14 protein-coding genes are annotated in these 18,344 nt (G+C 33.7%); 7 read left to right on the plus strand and 7 right to left on the minus strand.

The window, feature by feature from the left end:
- Positions 1-46: 46 nt before the first annotated feature.
- Positions 47-850 (plus strand): DUF1028 domain-containing protein, encoded by an 804-nt coding sequence (locus D1869_RS04230; protein ID WP_156014055.1) that lies wholly within the window; start codon positions 47-49, stop codon positions 848-850.
- A 473-nt stretch (positions 851-1,323) separates the two neighbouring features.
- Positions 1,324-2,058: a hypothetical protein gene (locus D1869_RS04235; RefSeq protein WP_184651027.1), complete on the plus strand. Its 735-nt coding sequence runs from the start codon at positions 1,324-1,326 to the stop codon at positions 2,056-2,058.
- Positions 2,059-2,161: 103 nt separating this feature from the next.
- Here D1869_RS04235 and D1869_RS04240 read toward each other — a convergent pair whose 3' ends face one another.
- On the minus strand, positions 2,162-2,434 hold the full coding sequence (locus tag D1869_RS04240; protein WP_156014056.1) for a hypothetical protein: 273 nt from the start codon (positions 2,432-2,434) through the stop codon (positions 2,162-2,164).
- 28 nt (positions 2,435-2,462) lie between these two features.
- Here D1869_RS04240 and D1869_RS04245 point away from each other — a divergent pair, with 28 nt between their 5' ends.
- The gene (locus tag D1869_RS04245) at positions 2,463-2,840 is read left to right on the plus strand and encodes a hypothetical protein (RefSeq protein ID WP_156014057.1); all 378 of its coding nucleotides are present in this window, start codon (positions 2,463-2,465) and stop codon (positions 2,838-2,840) included.
- Positions 2,841-3,019: 179 nt separating this feature from the next.
- Here the strand turns inward: D1869_RS04245 and D1869_RS04250 are convergent, their stop codons facing one another.
- The 6 genes from D1869_RS04250 to D1869_RS04275 form a co-directional block, all read right to left on the minus strand.
- On the minus strand, positions 3,020-4,558 hold the full coding sequence (locus D1869_RS04250) for a zinc ribbon domain-containing protein (protein WP_231113700.1): 1,539 nt from the start codon (positions 4,556-4,558) through the stop codon (positions 3,020-3,022).
- Between the two features lie 81 nt (positions 4,559-4,639).
- Positions 4,640-5,911, minus strand: coding sequence for an MBL fold metallo-hydrolase (locus D1869_RS04255; RefSeq protein ID WP_156014059.1), 1,272 nt, complete (start codon positions 5,909-5,911; stop codon positions 4,640-4,642).
- A complete protein-coding gene (locus D1869_RS04260; protein ID WP_156014060.1) occupies positions 5,901-8,588 on the minus strand; it encodes a DEAD/DEAH box helicase in 2,688 nt (895 codons plus the stop codon). The genes D1869_RS04255 and D1869_RS04260 overlap by 11 nt, the downstream gene beginning before the upstream one ends.
- Positions 8,581-8,976, minus strand: a complete 396-nt coding sequence (locus tag D1869_RS04265) for a hypothetical protein (RefSeq protein WP_156014061.1) — start codon at positions 8,974-8,976, stop codon at positions 8,581-8,583. Before D1869_RS04265 ends, D1869_RS04260 begins: the two co-directional genes overlap by 8 nt.
- Position 8,977: 1 nt before the next feature.
- The gene (locus tag D1869_RS04270; protein WP_156014062.1) at positions 8,978-12,262 is read right to left on the minus strand and encodes a DUF499 domain-containing protein; all 3,285 of its coding nucleotides are present in this window, start codon (positions 12,260-12,262) and stop codon (positions 8,978-8,980) included.
- Positions 12,255-15,041 carry a DUF1156 domain-containing protein gene (locus D1869_RS04275; RefSeq protein ID WP_156014063.1) on the minus strand — a complete coding sequence of 929 codons (2,787 nt, stop codon included), beginning with the start codon at positions 15,039-15,041 and terminating at the stop codon, positions 12,255-12,257. The genes D1869_RS04270 and D1869_RS04275 overlap by 8 nt, the downstream gene beginning before the upstream one ends.
- A 320-nt stretch (positions 15,042-15,361) precedes the next feature.
- Between D1869_RS04275 and D1869_RS15320 the strand changes: the two genes are divergently transcribed.
- The 4 genes from D1869_RS15320 to D1869_RS15335 all read left to right on the plus strand — a co-directional run bounded on the left by D1869_RS15320 (position 15,362) and on the right by D1869_RS15335 (position 18,099).
- Positions 15,362-15,700, plus strand: a complete 339-nt coding sequence (locus tag D1869_RS15320) for a DUF1156 domain-containing protein (RefSeq protein ID WP_231113701.1) — start codon at positions 15,362-15,364, stop codon at positions 15,698-15,700.
- Between the two features lie 99 nt (positions 15,701-15,799).
- Entirely contained in the window at positions 15,800-16,498 is a 699-nt protein-coding gene (locus D1869_RS15325) for a hypothetical protein (protein ID WP_231113702.1), read from the plus strand.
- A gap of 47 nt (positions 16,499-16,545) precedes the next feature.
- Entirely contained in the window at positions 16,546-17,316 is a 771-nt protein-coding gene (locus D1869_RS15330) for a hypothetical protein (RefSeq protein ID WP_231113703.1), read from the plus strand.
- A gap of 117 nt (positions 17,317-17,433) precedes the next feature.
- Positions 17,434-18,099, plus strand: coding sequence for a hypothetical protein (locus D1869_RS15335; protein ID WP_231113704.1), 666 nt, complete (start codon positions 17,434-17,436; stop codon positions 18,097-18,099).
- Positions 18,100-18,344: the final 245 nt, after the last annotated feature.

Below are 18,344 nucleotides of genomic sequence, written 5' to 3' on the forward strand. Positions count from 1 at the left end.
TTAGATATATCTAAATGTTTAAATAAGTGAGAAGGAAATAGTACTTGTGACCTATTCAATAGTTATATACGATCCGGAGGAAAAAGCATGGGGTGTAGGAGTAGCGAGTAAGTTTTTAGCTGTAGGTGCTTTCGTACCCTGGTTAAAACCAAATGTAGGGGCAATAGCTACACAAGCGTTAGCTAACCTAGAGTATGGAAAGAAAGGGTTAGAACTATTAGAGAAGTACTCAGCTGAAGAAGTATTAAGAAAATTGACAAGTGAAGATCCCTTAAGGGAAAAGAGACAAATTGGTATTGTTGATTCTAAAGGGAATGGTTCAGCATTCACCGGGAAAGAGTGTTATCCTTATGCGGGTCATATCGTTGGTAATAATTTTACAGTTCAAGGGAATATTTTAGCTGGAGAAGAAGTCCTAGAAGCAATGGCTAAAGAAGCTGAAGGAAAGGGTAAAATTTACGAAAAAATACTCAGAGCATTAAAGGCTGGAGAAAGTAAAGGCGGTGATAGGAGAGGAAAGCAGAGTGCTGCAATAATAGTTGTGAGAAAGGAGGAAAAGAGTAATAAAGAGTTCGATCCATTCTCTGTAGGAAAATATTTAGATATAAGAGTCGATGATAATCCAGATCCCCTTAAAGAACTAGAGAGGTTACTGAACCTTTGGGCTGCGACTTTCTTTGATGAGGAGTTTGTAAGTGTTGAAGATTATAAAGAAGAAATTGAGAAGGCGTTAAAGAGGTTAGGGTTTAAATCCCTTAGAGAGTGGGTGGAGTTAAATAACTTTGAAGGAAAATATACCGGAGATAAAATTGGTAAAAGTGTGCTAAAGATTTTGTTAAGTGAGGGGTAATTGACAGAAACTTAATATCAATAGGAGAGTAAATATTAGATAAACTTTGATTAATGATTAGAACTATATGAGGTACTAATTTAGCTAATTAAGGGGTATAGATATCTAATAGTTATTTACAAGTTTTTTAGTGAATATTATCTTTAAGTGAGTAGGAAATCACAATTTAAGTAAAAACCGACACTAAAACATTCCATTTACGGTGTTTATAAGCTCTTGTCTTTAATTAAGCATAAAGTGACTTAAATTATAGGGTCTATTTACTTTAAATATATCTTCTTAGTATTAGTCTATATGAACAAAAGGGATATACAATTACTGCACAAAGTAGGACAATACTATTTACAATATAAAGGGATATTAGACGTTGAAAGCTCCTTCTTACTCTTGAGGGTACGCAAGAAATAGAAATAGGTGATTATGCTCTCTCCTATATTTACTATTATATAATGTATTTAATTACGAAAGATGCAGTGAGGGCTTCAGAAAAGGCAAGAAAGAGTAGACTCACGCATAGGGAATTTGCTGTAGAATATTCTGAAGATCTTTATGGCGAACTTCATGTAGATCTTACTATTCCCGTATATTCTACAGGTCTAGTAGCATATCACACCTTTACTGAAGGTTATAATGCTCCAGAATATGCAGTATTAGGCTACTTACTTAGGAAAATATTTTCTGTAATTAAAGAAAAGAGGGAGAAGATAACAATTTCGCCTCCTCCCTTAAGATTCTTCAACTTCATTGAGAGTTTTAACAAGGAATTTTCAAAGTTAGAAGAGGTTAAAGAAGAGTTTCCGGAAGGCTATTTTAAGCCCCCGTCTTATACAGACCCTGACTGGCTTGTTATGGCTTATAAATCGTACTTCCTTGCTGAGGAACTCGAGAGGATTAAGGTGGGATTGAAAAAAGGAGGAGAGGAGATCAACAAGGATTTAATAAAGTTCATTATGTGGAAACTTTATGAACTGTACACTTTCTATCTTGTTGCTAACTACCTTGAGTCTAAAGGGTATGAGATAAAGAAAGAAGGAGAAGAATATGTAGCAATAAAAGGAGGTAAGGTTCTTAGACTTATGTTTAACGCACCACTTCCATATTCCTCGCTGATTAAAGTAGACGAAGAAACTAGTGCAGAAAAATACAAAGGAAGACCAGATATTACTGTAGTACGAGGAAAACCCATAATGCCTTGTAATCACCACTGAATAACTTGTACCGTCCATTGCTGCATCAATTGATAATCCCTCAACAATTTGTGATAGTAGGTTGTAGAGTGCAACGAACTTACACTAACTCATAAGGACTGGCCTATGTATACTGATAAACCAAACCCCTACTAACAACGTGATCAAGATAATGAAACAAAACATCACCACCAGATAAACTAACATCCCTACCAGGATCATCCCAAGAACGCAAAGGATCCTCCTGCCTCTTACCCAAAATCACAACATCATACCAATCTGGCCTAAAATCATCAGCCAAATCCGGTAATTGAAAAGAAAACCTAGGTTCTGAAGCATACACATTGGCTATTATATTTTCCTCAAATTCTTTTAATGAAGATGTTTCACTTTTCATAATTATTTTTAAATCGTCCTCTATATTGATGCCTTTTTATGCTTATGTTGGTAGGTTTGATTTTAGGATTTCTTTACTGACTCACGATGTTAGTGATGATGCTGTTAGGGAGTTAACTAGGATTCCCAAATTGTTGAGGGTTTCCTATTTGCATAACGATAAGATGTACTTCTACATTATAGGACAAGATCATATGTTTGTCAAAATAACTGAGTTCATAAATACTTTATCGAATAATTATGATTTCGTTTATGATCTACATTTGCACCCTATAACACCTTCTATGAATTTTTCTGTAGCATCTTCAATTCCTTATGAGCATTTTAGTAAGGAGGGTAAATGGATTATTTCTGAGGAGGAATTATTAAACGTTTTTGAGAAGGAGTTAGCTAGAATTAAAAAGTGAATAATGTTAAATAAAGACCTTTAATCTCATATTAGCTAAAAGTTAGTTCTAATAATACTTCACTCTTATAACTATGATATTTATCTAATAGAGTAGTTAAGTCACTGTTACTTAACCTAGAAGAGCAATTATAATAGCAACGAAAATCATTTTATATAATTATCTAAATAATTGAATAATTATATATTCTCTAATTTAGTCAAAATATCCTTATAGATTTCCTTTTCTTCTATGTTTAAGTTAGATAAGATCTTAATTAGCTGAAGTAATTCTAGAGTCTTGGATGCTGGTAAGGTTTTTATTAAATTCGGATCTTTTTTGACTCTAGTTAATAAGCCTAACACATTATTACTACGTTCAGTGAATTTAATTTTCTTCTTATCACTTATCATATAAAGTATTCTGAAGAATAACTTACTTCTCCCGTAAAACTTGCCAATTATGTAATATTTAGCCATTTTATCGTTAATATTGCAATTTATCGAATTACATAAAATATTTACTACTTCTTTAAATACCTCTTTTGTTATATCACTATTAACACCAATTATTCTCTCATATTTAGAGAACTCCTTAAGTACAACTTCAAGAGCTTTAGCTATTGCCTCAATGTCACTTACATTTTCAATTCTCTTCTCTTTTAAAATACTGTGAAGTTCATTAAGTGTAATAGTCCCACTTTTACCTTCACCTAAAGATATTCTAAACCCTTTCCTCTCGTAACTTACCGATAACACTTTGTATTTTGACTTTAGCAGAGCTCTTATATCTTCTTCTTTTATAATTTTCAATAAGAATGTTTTCTTATTACCTATTATATCTTCAAAGCTTAGCCTCTCCTTACTTTTCTCCACGAACGAATTACACGCATCATCTAAGCAATTAAAGAAGTGTTCAGCGTAAAGGTAAGGGGTTAACAATCCGTTTACTGAATTGCTCAAAGTTCTCTTTAAGAAGCTTAAATAGAAGTTATATATTTCAGTTTGTAAATCATAGTCTAATGAAGCTACGTAAATCCCTTCTTTTGCGTTAATTACTGCCATTACTGATTTTACGAAATATTTACTTGGTAAAATTGCCCATTTCCAACTTATTCTTGGTTGTACTTTATAGAACATACTCTTAATTCCTTTCTTATTTACAACAGTAAACATAGAATTATAAGAGATGTAATCTAAAAGTGCTAGAGATAGTATAGGCCTAACGCTTTTATCGGTTTCTCTAATTTTATGAGTTAATTTATTTATCGTGTAAAGTTGTAATGGCGAGAAAAATTTGTAGACAGTATTAAAACCGTAAATACTTACCCTAAAATTTACAGTTTCTCTAGGTATATCCTCCTCTAGGATTAGCTCGAAACTATCATCTATAGGGATAACTGGGGAAGTGAGCAGATCTTTCTTGCTTATCTCAAAGTTCAAGTATTGTTCTAGTAATGAACTAAATTCTTTGAAGTTAATTTTCTTTATTATACTATTACAATTAGGGCATTTAATTACTTTATTCTCGTTTACCTCAAAAATCGTTTCACAATAAGGGCATCTGATCTTCCACTTACCTATTTTAATTTCATCTAATACTCTTACTTCCTTTGAAATATTTCTCGCACATGTTATAACATCCTTAGGAATATAGCGGGAGTTTAGTATTTTATAAATTATTTTGGGTTGTATTGAGGGTCCTCTCCAGTAAGGTAATATAGCATTTAGTAGTCTCACTTCTTTTTCTCTATTTTGCATGAAATATAAAAGCTATACTAAACACTCTCGGTATAACGATATTAATTTAAGTATTAAGTATTATGGAAGATTCTCTGCACAACTATAACCTAATTTGTTTATGTATTCGCACATAGTTAGTGGGGCTTCTGTATGTATTGGGATTACCTTCTTAGGTTTAATGTATTCTAATATAGTCCTTAACTCATATGGATAATAATGACCAGAGATTCTCAACCTATAGATTATAAAGCCTAAAGCCTTATACCAATTATCCTCTATACTTTCATCTTCTCCACTTTCAGCATTACTTTCTGTGGATAGTGATATAACTGCAGAGCCCTTAATTATTTCACTTAATCTCCTTCCAAAGTCTATTAGGTTCCCCTTAACTGTAAATATAACATAATCTTGTGGAGATCTAATTATCTCCTCTTCATCTATTATTTCAAATTCTATGCTTTTATCATCAAACTGATAAGCTTTATCTGTTAGATTAAATTTTGATATCCAGAAGCTAGCCATTTTTATTAATCTGCGTCCAGAAAACACTGGAATTCTGCCTTTCTCTTTAGCAACTAGAAGAAGATATGCTAGTTCTTCTAGATCTATAGGATCTATAGAGACCGTGATTAGTGAATTATCATGATTTTCGAAGATATTATTAACTTGCTCGTTAAAATAATGGGGCTGTAAAGGAGAGATAGCAGAGGAGAAGTTAGTTCCCTCTATTATTAATATGTCAGTATCTAATCCCCTCTCTTCGTATTCCTCAAGAAGAGTTTTTTCGTGAATTCTATTGTGTAACTCTTGATCTGCTACTTTTAGAGGAGATGAAAGTCTTAAGTCACCAGAGTATAATATTCTAACGTCTCCGTTATTATAATAGAACGAATAGGCTGGGTAAGCACTATGTTCGACTTGTAATGGCAATACCCCATCTTGATTATCTCTTATATCAATTACGTTAACACCTAGAGGAGGAGATATATATGCAGTCCAGTTGTCAGATTCTTTATACGGTTCTATGAATCGATTAAAAGTATCTTTATCTGGTACATATAGTAACGTGCCTACATTTAATAAGTGTAGAACCCCTAAGTGGTCCAGGTGTAAGTGTGATATATAAATCTTGTTAAATTCATCAGATGGTGGTATGATCCCTAGCCTCCTTAATTCTGAGGCACTTGATGGTTGAATATTAACGTTATAATATTTTTTAAACCTTGAAAATCTTATCCCTTGGTCAAAGACTAGGGTATTGTCCTTATTTTCTATTACAATAAAATTACCACCAATTTCTCTATATCCTTGTTTGATTCTGATCAGAGTATTCCCGTATTTATACTCCATGTTTAACACCTACTAGTGCATTATTAACGTAAGTATAAATCCATCCGTCACTCTTTACTTTTAATAAATCTAACGGGCTTACAATTTTTATATATCTAACCTCGCCTTTACCTTCTGCTCTTATTTTATCTCCTAAACTTATCTTCCATCCTTGTTCACTAAGAGCTTTTATTACAGCCTCTTTAACGTCTTCATTATGCCCTTTAACTCCTATTATCGCCCCTACTATAGTTGGGTTAACCTTATAGTCTTCCCTACTATTTGGTACCCAATTATCCTTTCCTCTACGTTGTCTATAAGATATAAACTGCTGTTCAATATAGTAAAGTTTTTGTTGCACGTAGTCTATTGCCTTATACACCCATAAGTTATCTTTCACTAACACTTCATCTGGATAAATTGTATTACAATGCAGCAATTTAGGAAGGATATTCTTAATGAAGTCACTTTCACGTATTATATCGCCTTTAGAATTTATTATTATAGGGAGATGTATCAAGTTCTTATTAGACTTAGTCTCTACACTTGTATCTATAAGATAAATGTTGTAGTCTAAACTATCACAAACTATATAATTCTTACGTATCTTAGCAAATCTAGAAAGTAAGGAGTAAAATAAATATATGTTCTTGCCTACTCTGTTATCGTCGTATGTTTCGAATAAAGATAATTTCTGTATAACTATTTTTCCATTAGAAAAAATTCCATCTTGATATCTAACATATTGTTCTAAGAATGATTTAATTGCTTCATTAAGCTCTTTCCTATTTTCAAAGCCTGAGAGATTTCTAATAGAGTCAATCTCGTTTATAACTGCACCTTGCATCTTTTCAAATAACGCGAACTTCCTCATAGTTTCTTTTAGTATTTTTATCCTCTTTAATAGAGAATCCACTAAATTATCTAAATTTCCTTGTAATGCAGACTCCCATACCTTAATTGGGGTAACTTTTTCTTTTTCATTATTAGGGTCACTATAGATTGTGTATATTGGTATAGTCTCTTTATCCTCACTAAGATCAAATATCTTGTTCACAGTGACTCCTTGGTATATTAAAGCATCAACTACTTTTTCATTAGACCCAGTACCCTTAGTTATTGATAAAAGTTTATTATAATAATTTTCGAGTAAGGCTTGCTCTAGAGGGATCTTTAATGAAATGTAATATATATATACAGGCTTGATCTGCTTAAGTCTCCATACTCTTCCGTTCCTTTGTTCAAACCTTACTATGCTTAACGGGATCTCGTAGTGTATTATAACATTAGCACTCTGTAAATTTAACCCCTCTGAGGCTACGTCTGTAGCAACTAAAACTTTACTTTCCTTACCCTCTAACCATTTCTTAATCTTATCTATTCCCTCTTGATTTACTGTTTCACTAGTTACTACTTTAATTTCCCTATCTGTTAAATTGAGAGCTTCCTTAAGCTTTCCTAAAATATAATTCGCAGTGTCCTTATATTCTGTAAATATTATTACCTTATCCCCTTTACTTAAATGAGTTTTCACTAAATTTGTAAGTGCCTTTACTCTACTATCGTTATTAATAACCCTTTTAGCATACTCTATTAACTGCGGTATGAAATCTTTAAATCTTTCAAGATATGGAGCATTTATTTCAGCTAATTCATTTGCTATATCATCAGGTTCTACGTCTTCCTCAGTTTCCTCCTCTTCAGCGTATTCCTCAGCTTCATCTATAACCTCATTTTCATTGACTTTCATGCTCCTATTCTCTATTACGTGTTTAAAAGTCACTAAGCCAGCTAAAGGGCTAGACAGTGAACGTCTACCTATTATAAATGCTAAGAGCTGAAGGGCTTTAGGCTTCTCACCTATACTATCGTAATAATCTTTAAGTATTGCTAAAGAGAGCTCTCTTATTAATGTATAATATCTTTCCTCATCTTCCGTAGGTTCTACTAGATACTGAATAAAGTACGCTTTAGGGAATATTTCCTCTTTTTCGTAAACTTTATTTACGTTATCTTTATTCCTCTTTAGTATTATAGCCCTAACAGTACTCCTTAATACTGCTTCACTATTATCCCTTAAATGGGGGTCTATAAGGACAAGTCTCTTTATGTAATCGTTGTCGTTACCCCTATGAGGTGTGGCTGATAGGCCGATAAAGTGAGAGTTTGGGTTTTTAGTTACCAACGAGGCTAAGGTTGCATATCTCTGATTTTCTTTATTACCTATTATTCCTACTTTATGTATTTCATCAACCACAATTAAATCCCAATTAACAGATAAAAAGTTAGACTTATGTTCGTTTCTCTTTATAGTATCTACACTAACTATATAGATCCCGTTTTCGCTTAATGTTACCCTATATTTTCTATAATCAATCACTGGTAATTGCCACTCTTTATCAAATTTCCTTAACTCAGATATCCACTGGTTAATTAAGACCTTAGGGACTATTAATAAAATCCTTTTAACTCCCCTATTCTTAATTAATTGATCCATTATCATTATTCCTTCTATTGTCTTCCCGAGTCCCACATCATCGGCTACTAGAAACCTTACTGGATCCCTTGCGAGAAGCCTATAAAATATTTCAGCCTGATGAATGTAAGGCTCATAATCCCCTCCGGTTAAAAGAGGATACCTAAATAAAGGATGAGATTCCTTTAATTTATCTAAGTAGAAAAGGATAAATTCACTCATAGAGGTCACGAAAAGATTTACTAACTCTAAAAGTATCTATTATGTTATTTCTCCTTGAGTATCTACTTAGAAATTCCGTATACCAAAACTGTAAGCTGAACTCATCCATTCCTATTATTATCTTCCCTAGCTTATTAATTCTCGTAGCATAAACTTTTCTAATGGTTTGTCTCACGCCACCATAAATTATCATAATTTTAAACAATCTCTCGTTCTCAGTCCTTATAGTTTTCTTAGTCCTCTTATATTCAACATTAACGTTCTTAAGAATTATATCATAAATTTCATTCAGGCTCACAGCAGCCTTAAAGACTCGCGAGCTACTACTGTTTCTTACAATGTAATAATAAATCCTATTAGGGCTAGTTTCTCTTATGAGGTACTCCATCTTAACACACCTTAACTCTTACTTTTATAATCCCTTTACTAATTAAGTCGTTAATTTCCTCAACTTTATTTATCTCTTTAATTTCCTCAACTTTTATCTTAAGTGAGCCAGAAACCTTAGACTTCAAACCTATCAAGCTTAATAGGGGATTTAAGAAATTAACGAAATCGAGAATACTAGACCCTAAAGGCTTAGCACTCACAAAAATTTTCCTATTAGGGTCTTCTACGTTAATTTCACCCTCTAAGACCTTTTTACCGATTATTAACGAGTTCAACTTGGTAATCACAGTCCTTATATCATTAACATTTATTATATCTATCTCAGAAATCTTTGAATCTTTATTTAACTGGTCTACAATCCTCTCGCACTCGTTTCGCCTTAACCTAGTGACTACTTCAACCCTCTTCTCCTTATTATCATATTTAGCATTTACAATAATTATACCGTCTTGATTTAACGTAATCCTCAGAGTAGTCTGAAAATCTGGGACTCCCTCAGTTACGTCTAGTACTCCATAATTACTACTTAAGTATACCTTAGAGTTAAAATTGCCTACTTTTTTCACTGCTATTTTAACTTCCTTTACTTCACCGGGCAAGCCTTCGACCTCTTTAGGCTCAGCATACAACTCTATACCGACCTCCAAAGTTTCCTCAACTAGTCTAATCTCTCCTATCTTAAATTTAACAAACCAGTTTTCATCTTTCTTAAGTTCTTTTAGGGGTATTCTAGCGCCATCGGGTAATTCTAATACATAATACCTCTTAATCACTTTATCGCCTTCCTCTATGATTTTCTCTTGAGATACCAGTTCGTCGATCTCTTTCTCTGCAGCGTCTTTAGCTGGCAAGATTATTGAAGCCTCATCAACTAATATTTCTCCCATGCCTTCATATTTCTTATAATAAACTCCCCCCCTAGTCATAACGCCTACTTCTAACTTCTCCACGCCGTTACGTATAGCGTTATAAATTGCCGAATCTGTGACGAAAGGTAAAGAAGGATTAGTGTAAAATACCTCCCTTAAGTCCTTAACCGAAAATGATTTACTTGTTATATTAATCCCTATATTATCCAGATACCTTTTTAACGTTTCAAAGTCGAAATTCTCTTCACGAACTATTTTAACCTCATCAATTAACGTGCTTTCGACTTGCTGAAGTAACGTCTTTTCTCCTCCTTTCAAGTCTACTATTCTAACTTCATTATTTCCAGTGGGATAAGCTACTTTATCGAAATATTGAAATATTTGATTATATATTGCATTTTCTAAACTATTTACATACTCACGTAATATTTTATCAGCGTATTCCCTAGAAATTTTATCACTATAATAAGGTGTTACATCCATTTTAGAACAAGAAATATACCTTCTCGTATAGTCTTCTATTTTATCCCTATTAGATCCTATGGATGGGAATAGTAACGTTATAGTATTGGAATATCTCCTTAAGCTCTCTGTCCTTCCAGAGGGTACATAGTATAATATTTTCCTCGCAACTTCTTCAGAAGCTTTAAGTACCTCATTGATATCCCTACAACCTTGACATACTGGCTTACTTAATATTGCAAGGTAATATGATGGTTCGTCAACGTTAACTAATTCATTCTTATTTCTAAGTATAGTCCTATACAATTTTAGTAAAAATCCGCTGACAGTTTTCTTACCCTTCTTTTGTACAACGTCTATCGGAGTTTCAGCTAATTCGAGCATAATATTATTTAACTTCTCCTCTACCTCAGCCTGCGGCACTTTACTTGCATCTTTTTCACATATCGTTTTAGGATCTAAGAAATAAGTAACCCAATATCTCCCCTTATCATTCATAATATATGGGATAATCATATCAACATTCTTCGAATTGCTACTAATACTCTCTAAAATCTCCTTCACATCAGATGGGAGCATACCTATTGAGTTAAGGTATTCTGGGTCAAGAACTGAAGTAATTATTTCCTTATCATCAGGTAATGCAGAAGCAAGTTGACCCGCATCTAACCCTAACTGGTAATAATATGTTGTAATAAATATATAATTTGCTAATAAAAACACTATTTCCAATCCCTTAGATCTCTGAATGATAGTGTCTGCAACTGTACCATAATTCTTGAAATTCTTCAGTAGTAAATCGTGTATCTGAGGATCTTTTATACTTATATCCGATGGTAAAATTAAACTCCTTGTAAGTTTATAGTTCCATAAGTCCCTTATTACATACCTAGTTATCTTTATACCCTCGCGAGTACCTTGAAGATGCATATTCCCTTCTAATAACCTCTTTAAAGCCTCAACATAAAGTGGATGGAAAGGATAAGTTCTCGCAATATCCTGGACTATGGAAACGTCAACGTAGTCTCTATACTGATCGGCTAACTTCTGGTATTTGCCTACTACATTACTCTTAACAGCCTCATTTACTTCTTTGAATATTCTCTTTATTAATACATTAGCTAAATCCGTAGATGTCTCTATAGGCGCTCTAAATGCCTTACCGCTTCTCTCTAACCTTTTAGCTAAAGCTTCTATAACTTCTGACTCGTATCCTGCCTCAATGTACCCTATAATATCTTGCTTATTAGGAGAAATCTCAATTTTAGCCGGGATTGTAGCTACTAACACTACTGGCAAATTAACGCCCATCGATGCTAAAGCTTCTAGGAATAGCAAACACTGCTCATAATACTCTTTATATCTGCCCTTTAATCTTAAAAGATAATAAGCTATCTCATCTACCAGAATAAGAACCCTTTCCCCTTTAAATAACCTCTCAAGATCGTCTTTTTGCGGAGTTATCATATCCTCATCAAATTTTTTAATTACATCATATTTTCCAAGTTTATTTGCAATATAACCCCATAAGGTCTTTATTTCAACATTACCATCCTTTAAGGGATCTACCGGTGATGGGGCGGTTCTGCTATCCTTACCCCCAATTCCTATTACTTTAACGCCTTCTAAAACATTAAGCCCAAACTCCTTCGCTATTTTAGGATTACTAAAAGCGTGATACAGCAAAAGTAGAGTATGTGTCTTACCACCTCCGAATAAGGAATATATCGTTATAGTAGTCCCTTTACCTTGGCTTAAAGCGTTAGTTATTTCATTAACTAAAATCCTCATGGAGTCAGTTATGTACGTAACAGAGAAGAACTCTTTAGAGTCTAAATAAATTGATGGGGCATTCCCAACTATAACATCACTGAGTTCAGGAGCCATCTGATCGTCCAAGCTAGGATTAAATACGTCTTCCCTTACTTTATTCTCGTAAACTAAGTCAGCCATTTAACCACCTCTCTATACCTACTTTTTCACCAGACAAACGCTTAGAGGGTTCCTTCTCTATGTCGTTATCCGGTAAGACTTTCGCAAAGACCTTTGCAATAGCTAAAGCCTCATCTACGAAACGAGTCCTCTCTCTGAGCTTCTCAATCTCATCCTTAAGCTTATCGGAATATTTTAACGAGACGTATTCAAGGTAATGGAAGACTTGAATCGGATTAGAGAAATCATATTTACCTTGAAGGACCATCTTCACTTCTGGAAGTCGTTCTAATGCGGTAATTGCATCTTGATCTTGTTCAGGCTCTACTAAAGCTATTGTATCCTTGCTATCTGCAACGCTAATAACTCCTTTACTTTGTAAATCTTTAAAATCTAAACTACCAGATGAGATGTTCAAAAATACCAGGCTATTGTTATCCAATTTCCTCACCCCTTTCTTAGGCGGAGGGAGTAAGAGTTTAACTAAAACGTAATAAACCGTATAGGGATCTGAAATCCTCACACCTATTCCCTTTGATAACCCTTCAATTATTGCTTGTGCAGTGGTAGGAAAGACGTAGTTTGTAACCAGATCTTCGACTGCGTTTATTCCTTCCCCTCTTAAACCTAAGATTTTTTCGTATTGAGTAAACACACTGAGAACCTTTCCTAAGACTTCTATATAAGTATCTATAGAGAGCTTAAGCTTCTGTTTGGTTAGCATAGTTGATACCCAGTCAGAAACTTTTGAAATAGCCTCCTTTCTGACCTCTTGAATATGCTTAGCACCTTCAGCTTTTTTTCTCCATACTATAACTATTGATTTATCTAATGAGATTGTAGTGTTGCGGGCAGTTATTCTTGTCTCATCTTCTGTCGTTATTGCATGAGTTGCAGTTATCCTAAACTTTGAAACATACCAGCCCGCATAAAGTAGAGATATCCAAGCATCTGGAGACGTATGATTGTAGAAAGTAATTAATAAGCCATCATCCTTCAAAATTTCAGTTAGTTTATTAAATGCTTGAGCAAGTCTATTTCTAAAATACTCATAAGAACCTACACCATCTCCAAATGTCTTACTTCTTTCTTCATCTACTCCTATATCTTTTGGTACAAATTCCTCCCATTGTGTACTATAGGGAAACGGAATTATCCTTTTTAACCATACGTAATAAAAGTCGCTTACTTCTGGGTACGGGACGTCATCAGCATAAGGTGGATCAGTAACTATGACATCTACTTTATTACTTAAAGTCAATTCGTTTACATCAAAATTAAGAATTTCAACTTGTGAATTAGAATTAGTTTGTATCAAATATTCTAACCCTTCAATTATATGATCTAAACTCCTTGTTAATGAGCCTATTATGTCAGCTAAAGGAGAAATCTCGACCCAGTTCCATGTAAATGCAAATCCTCTAAATGTTAATGCATGAGCAATAAATGTTCTGTTAGGGTGAACTGATGATAGCATACAGTTATGCCTTATATGGTTTAGGAATGCTATAGTTAAATATGTTATTATTGCTTCCTTGTATTCCTCATCTCCTTCTATCTTTTCCCTAAGTTCATTCAGTTTAGTAATAATTTTAGAGAACATTATTAATTGTCTTGCATTAAAAAGTTTATAGAATTTATTCATTCCCCATGCTACAGTTGTCCTTCTTGATGCATACTCAGCTACCTTTTCAATTGGTATATGGTTAATATCAATGTCTCTTAATTTTTCAAAGCTTCTCCAAAAGATCTCTCTATCCTCATCCTCAACTTCACTAAATTCTAAGTCTTTTCCCTCTCCCTTAAACTTAACTAAGAGTGTTGGCCTTGCTTTAGCGTTTTGTAACTCTTCTAGGCTAATCTCTCCATTTAGATATTTTTCATATTTTTCATTCCAGTCCTTTATCGCCTCCCTAACGTACCACTTATCTCCCTTACCAGGGAAAGTCGTGTTACAGAATAAGCATTTAGCATAACTCTTTTTTGCATTAACGTTTCCCTCTGGAACTCTATATTCCTTACCGTTAACTATTATTTTATCCTTAGTCTTCTTTGCGGATATAGTCTTCTTGTTAAGTTCTTTATTTAGATCAATTACCTCTATTCTTAGTCGCATGCCACTAACCTCCGGTTTCATGAAAACTAATCTTTTGAAATTACCAGACTTAACTTCTTCTTCACTCTCTCCTTCTTCCTCATCTTCACTCCCTTTTAATGCTAATAACCACCATTGACTAACTAAAGGAGTATAATTGCCACAGTGCGGGCACTTCACCTCCCATGTGCCCACGAAGCCCGAATACTCTCCATATAATTCTTTAACGTCATCTTCTAAGCTCTTAAGTAGTTCTTGTCCATACTTTTTAACGTCTTCAATGAGTTTTCTTCCGTACTTAGGGTATTCAAGTACTGCTTTTAAAAAGACATAAGCAGTTGGTAATAATTCGGAAGCAATTACCTTGCCTACATTCAACCTTTTAGCTTCAAGCGGAATTGAACCAAATCCGGCAAAAGGGTCTAAAATTGTGAAGTTTTTAAATTCATCATTTACTAAGGGTTGATATTTATGGGGAAGATTCTCCGATAATCTAATCATTCTCTTAAACTTATCAAGAGGATAATCTTCTGGAAGTAGTGATGCTGCAGTAAATGCCCTAGCGGAAATTAAGGGTTTCCTAGTCCACCAGAATATCATTTCCCAATAAACCGGCCTTCCTGGACCTTTTTCTTTTGCGGCTTTCTTGTCAATTTCAGGGATAAGCGAGGAGAACTTGTCACTCTCAATTAATCGTTTCTCCACACTAGTAAGAAAGAAAAGTAATTTATTAACTTTTCTATTTTTAAGACAGAGTGTTAAGTGAAAGTTAAATAAATGGTCAGAATCTAAACCCTAGATTTGTAATAATAAGATAGCGAATAATTGGCTTATAATTAGAATTCCTATAAACTCTATTCTAAGTTTAAACCCCGAGAACATATATACTAACTATAAGATTTCATAAGGCATGTATTTTGTGTTTAAACTCATCATTATTACTCTTAATATCGTCAATAAATCTATAACTAAAATTATGTTAAAAAAGACAAAAACTTATAATTTACTTAGTCTAAGATTTTGATATGAAGAAGTTATTAATTGAGAGTGATAACTTTTCGCTTATAGTACCAGAAATTGATAGAAAAGGGCCAGGAAGACCGCCGTTCTGGGAAATAGTATTCTGGTGGGGTAGAGAGCCTTTATTCTCAGCTAGGGCGTTTATAGCAGCAGCATTACTTCCAGAGGATTTTAACATTAGCGAGTACGAGAGAATTATAAGACTAAATAAGGATTTGCCTCATAAATTTAATCCAGAGACTGACGAGAGGTTCAAAAACTTTACCTTTTTAGACCCTTTCGCTGGATTTGGTTCCTTTGCATTAGAGGCAAAAAGGCTCGGACTAGGAAAGGTTATTGCGTAGGATCCAATACCCACTGCGTATACGTTTCTTAAAGGGGTACTTCTCTATCCAAAATATGGTCAAAAACTAATAACAGACGTCGAAAAGTATGGGCAATATTTGATAGAAAGCTTAAAGGATGACGTTAGAGAACTTTATGGTGACCATACTGGCTATGTTGGATCATGGGAAGTTAAATGTCCAGTTTGCGGAAATTACACTCCATTATCTTTTACCTGGAGTTTATTAGAATTAAGGAGAAGCGGAAATGAAGATGAGGAAGATGGAGAGGAAAAGGTAAGGGTTGGAGCTTACAAGAGAATAGTTTATATGAAACCTGTCGTAGAAAACAATAAGCTTCGTATTAAAGTAATCGATCTTAACAAAGAGATGGAAAGTAGGAATATTTTTGCAAAAGTTTCTAAGAATCGTATAGTGATCAAGGATTCTGGTAAGTCTTATGAGATTCCGCAAGGTAATGTTAAGGTTGAAAATAATTACGCTAGGTGTCTATATTGTGGTTCTATTATTCCGGGTAAAGGTGAGAAATGGTATGTTAGAGAGGCTATTAGGGAGTGGAATGAGAATTACGAAAGGTTCTTAAATGGTGAGATATCACTAGAGGAATTACGAAACTCAAAAGCAAGACCTACATTACTAGTTAAATTCAAAGGTGAGGGTAAAAATCTATATTTTCAAGAAATTACCGATGAAGACAAAGAAGTATTCTGGGAGGCTTTCAATAAGTTAAGAGAAATCAATATTATGAAAATACCTACTGAAAAGGCTTTTCCTTACGGTCTTCTTGCTTTTTACTAGATGGGGTATGGATAGGTTTTATAAATTATTCAATGCGAGACAGTTTAGTGATTCTAAGCAAAATTGTTGATAAAATAAATGAATTGAGAGATAAAATTGAAGGTGATGAGGATTACAAAGATGCTATACTAACATATCTTACAATGGCCTTTTTGAATCATGTAAGATATAACAGCATGATAACATCGATAGAAAGTACGAGATCTTTTAACGTCCCTGTTACTGCATTTAGAGGATTTGCATTCTCATGGAACTGGGTAGAAATTTCTCCTTTGAGTAACATATCCGGTTCCATAACTAAATTATTGGAACACGTTAAAAAGGGTTTGGAATACTTGACATACACTAATACTGATTCTCAAGTTGAAGTCCCCTTTTATCAAGATAACTTACAAATGGAGCCAGTTGATTTAATAGTAACTGATCCTCCTTTTGCAGATGATAAGCCTTATGTCAGTGACTACTTCTACGTTTGGTTAAAAAGAGTATTTCCGATTCCTTATAATACTCAATGGGAGGATTTTATGCCGAAGAATATTAATAAGGTCTATAAGGGTGTAGTAGGTACATTAGAATATTTTAGGAAGAAACTTGCTGAGGTTTTTCTCAAATTTTACGACCTTTTAAAGGATGATGGTACGTTAGTTACATTTTTCAGTAGTTCTTCACCAGAAGCATGGGTATCATTACTTTATGCGGGCTGGTTCATTTCTAAGTTCAGAGTGATTACTACTCATGCAGTTACTACAAAGGATAGGACTAGAATGACAGCAAATGTAAGTACTGTAACGTTAGATAAGTCTATTGTAATTGCATGAGGGAAGAAGGCTGAGGGTAGTAAATTAATTCAAGATGTAAGAAATGAGGCTATATCTAGCGTATCTAAATGGTTCTCGTCCTATATAAAATCGGGTAAGTTATCAATAGACACTTATATGGTGGTTTTAGGTAAGGTATTATCAATATTCACCAAATATGAAAAGATCATAGGAATCAGCGGAAATGGAGTACATTCCATAGAAAATCTAATAAAAAACTACATTTACCCGGTAACTACTCAAGCTATAATTAAAGGGTTATCGGAATCTGTAGGTGTTAGAATTGATGACCCCTATTCCAGCTTTTATATCTTGGTTAAGGTGTTATCGCCTCCAACAAAAGGAGTTAGGAAAATAGATAGGAATAGTTTAGTATTGTTAAATGTAACTGGAGATACAGTAGAGAAGGATTTAGAAAAGAATGGAATAATTCAGGTTAACAGAAAAAAGAAAACTATACTTTTAGCTGAGCCTGAAAATGCCACTGATATAAGTAACATTATACTCTCTTTCGAAAAACTCGAACATGTTAAAGAAGCTAAAGTTGGTGACTATAATTTTAACAATCCCGTCCAAGTACTCCACTATTTAGAGTACGTAGCGTTAAAGTTCCCAGATAAGTTAAAGGAGGAGATCGACAAATTGAGAGAAACTAGTAGATATGTGAATGAAGCGATAGCAATAGCTAAAATATTCTCTGAGGTTTTACGGAAAATGATATTAAAAAAGTGCCCTCAAGAAAAAACTCAGAAGTCGAAAGATTATTATAGCAAGATGAATTGATTGAGTTATATCATTGTTTATATATATAAAAATTAAATTAAAATAGATAGAATAAAAAGTCCATACAAAAAGTAGATGCAAAAATAGAGTTCTAGATATAGAGAATACTAGATAAAAGACGCTATACTTCAGAATATAAGTTAAAAGGGTCATAATGTTAACGTCTTACGCTGTTTTTCCTTCATAGTTGAAAGGTGTTATCTACTATTTTCGTGCGTATGTAAAGGATTAAGAATATGAGAGAG

This window comes from Sulfurisphaera ohwakuensis, from assembly GCF_009729055.1.
Classification (GTDB): domain Archaea; phylum Thermoproteota; class Thermoprotei_A; order Sulfolobales; family Sulfolobaceae; genus Sulfurisphaera; species Sulfurisphaera ohwakuensis.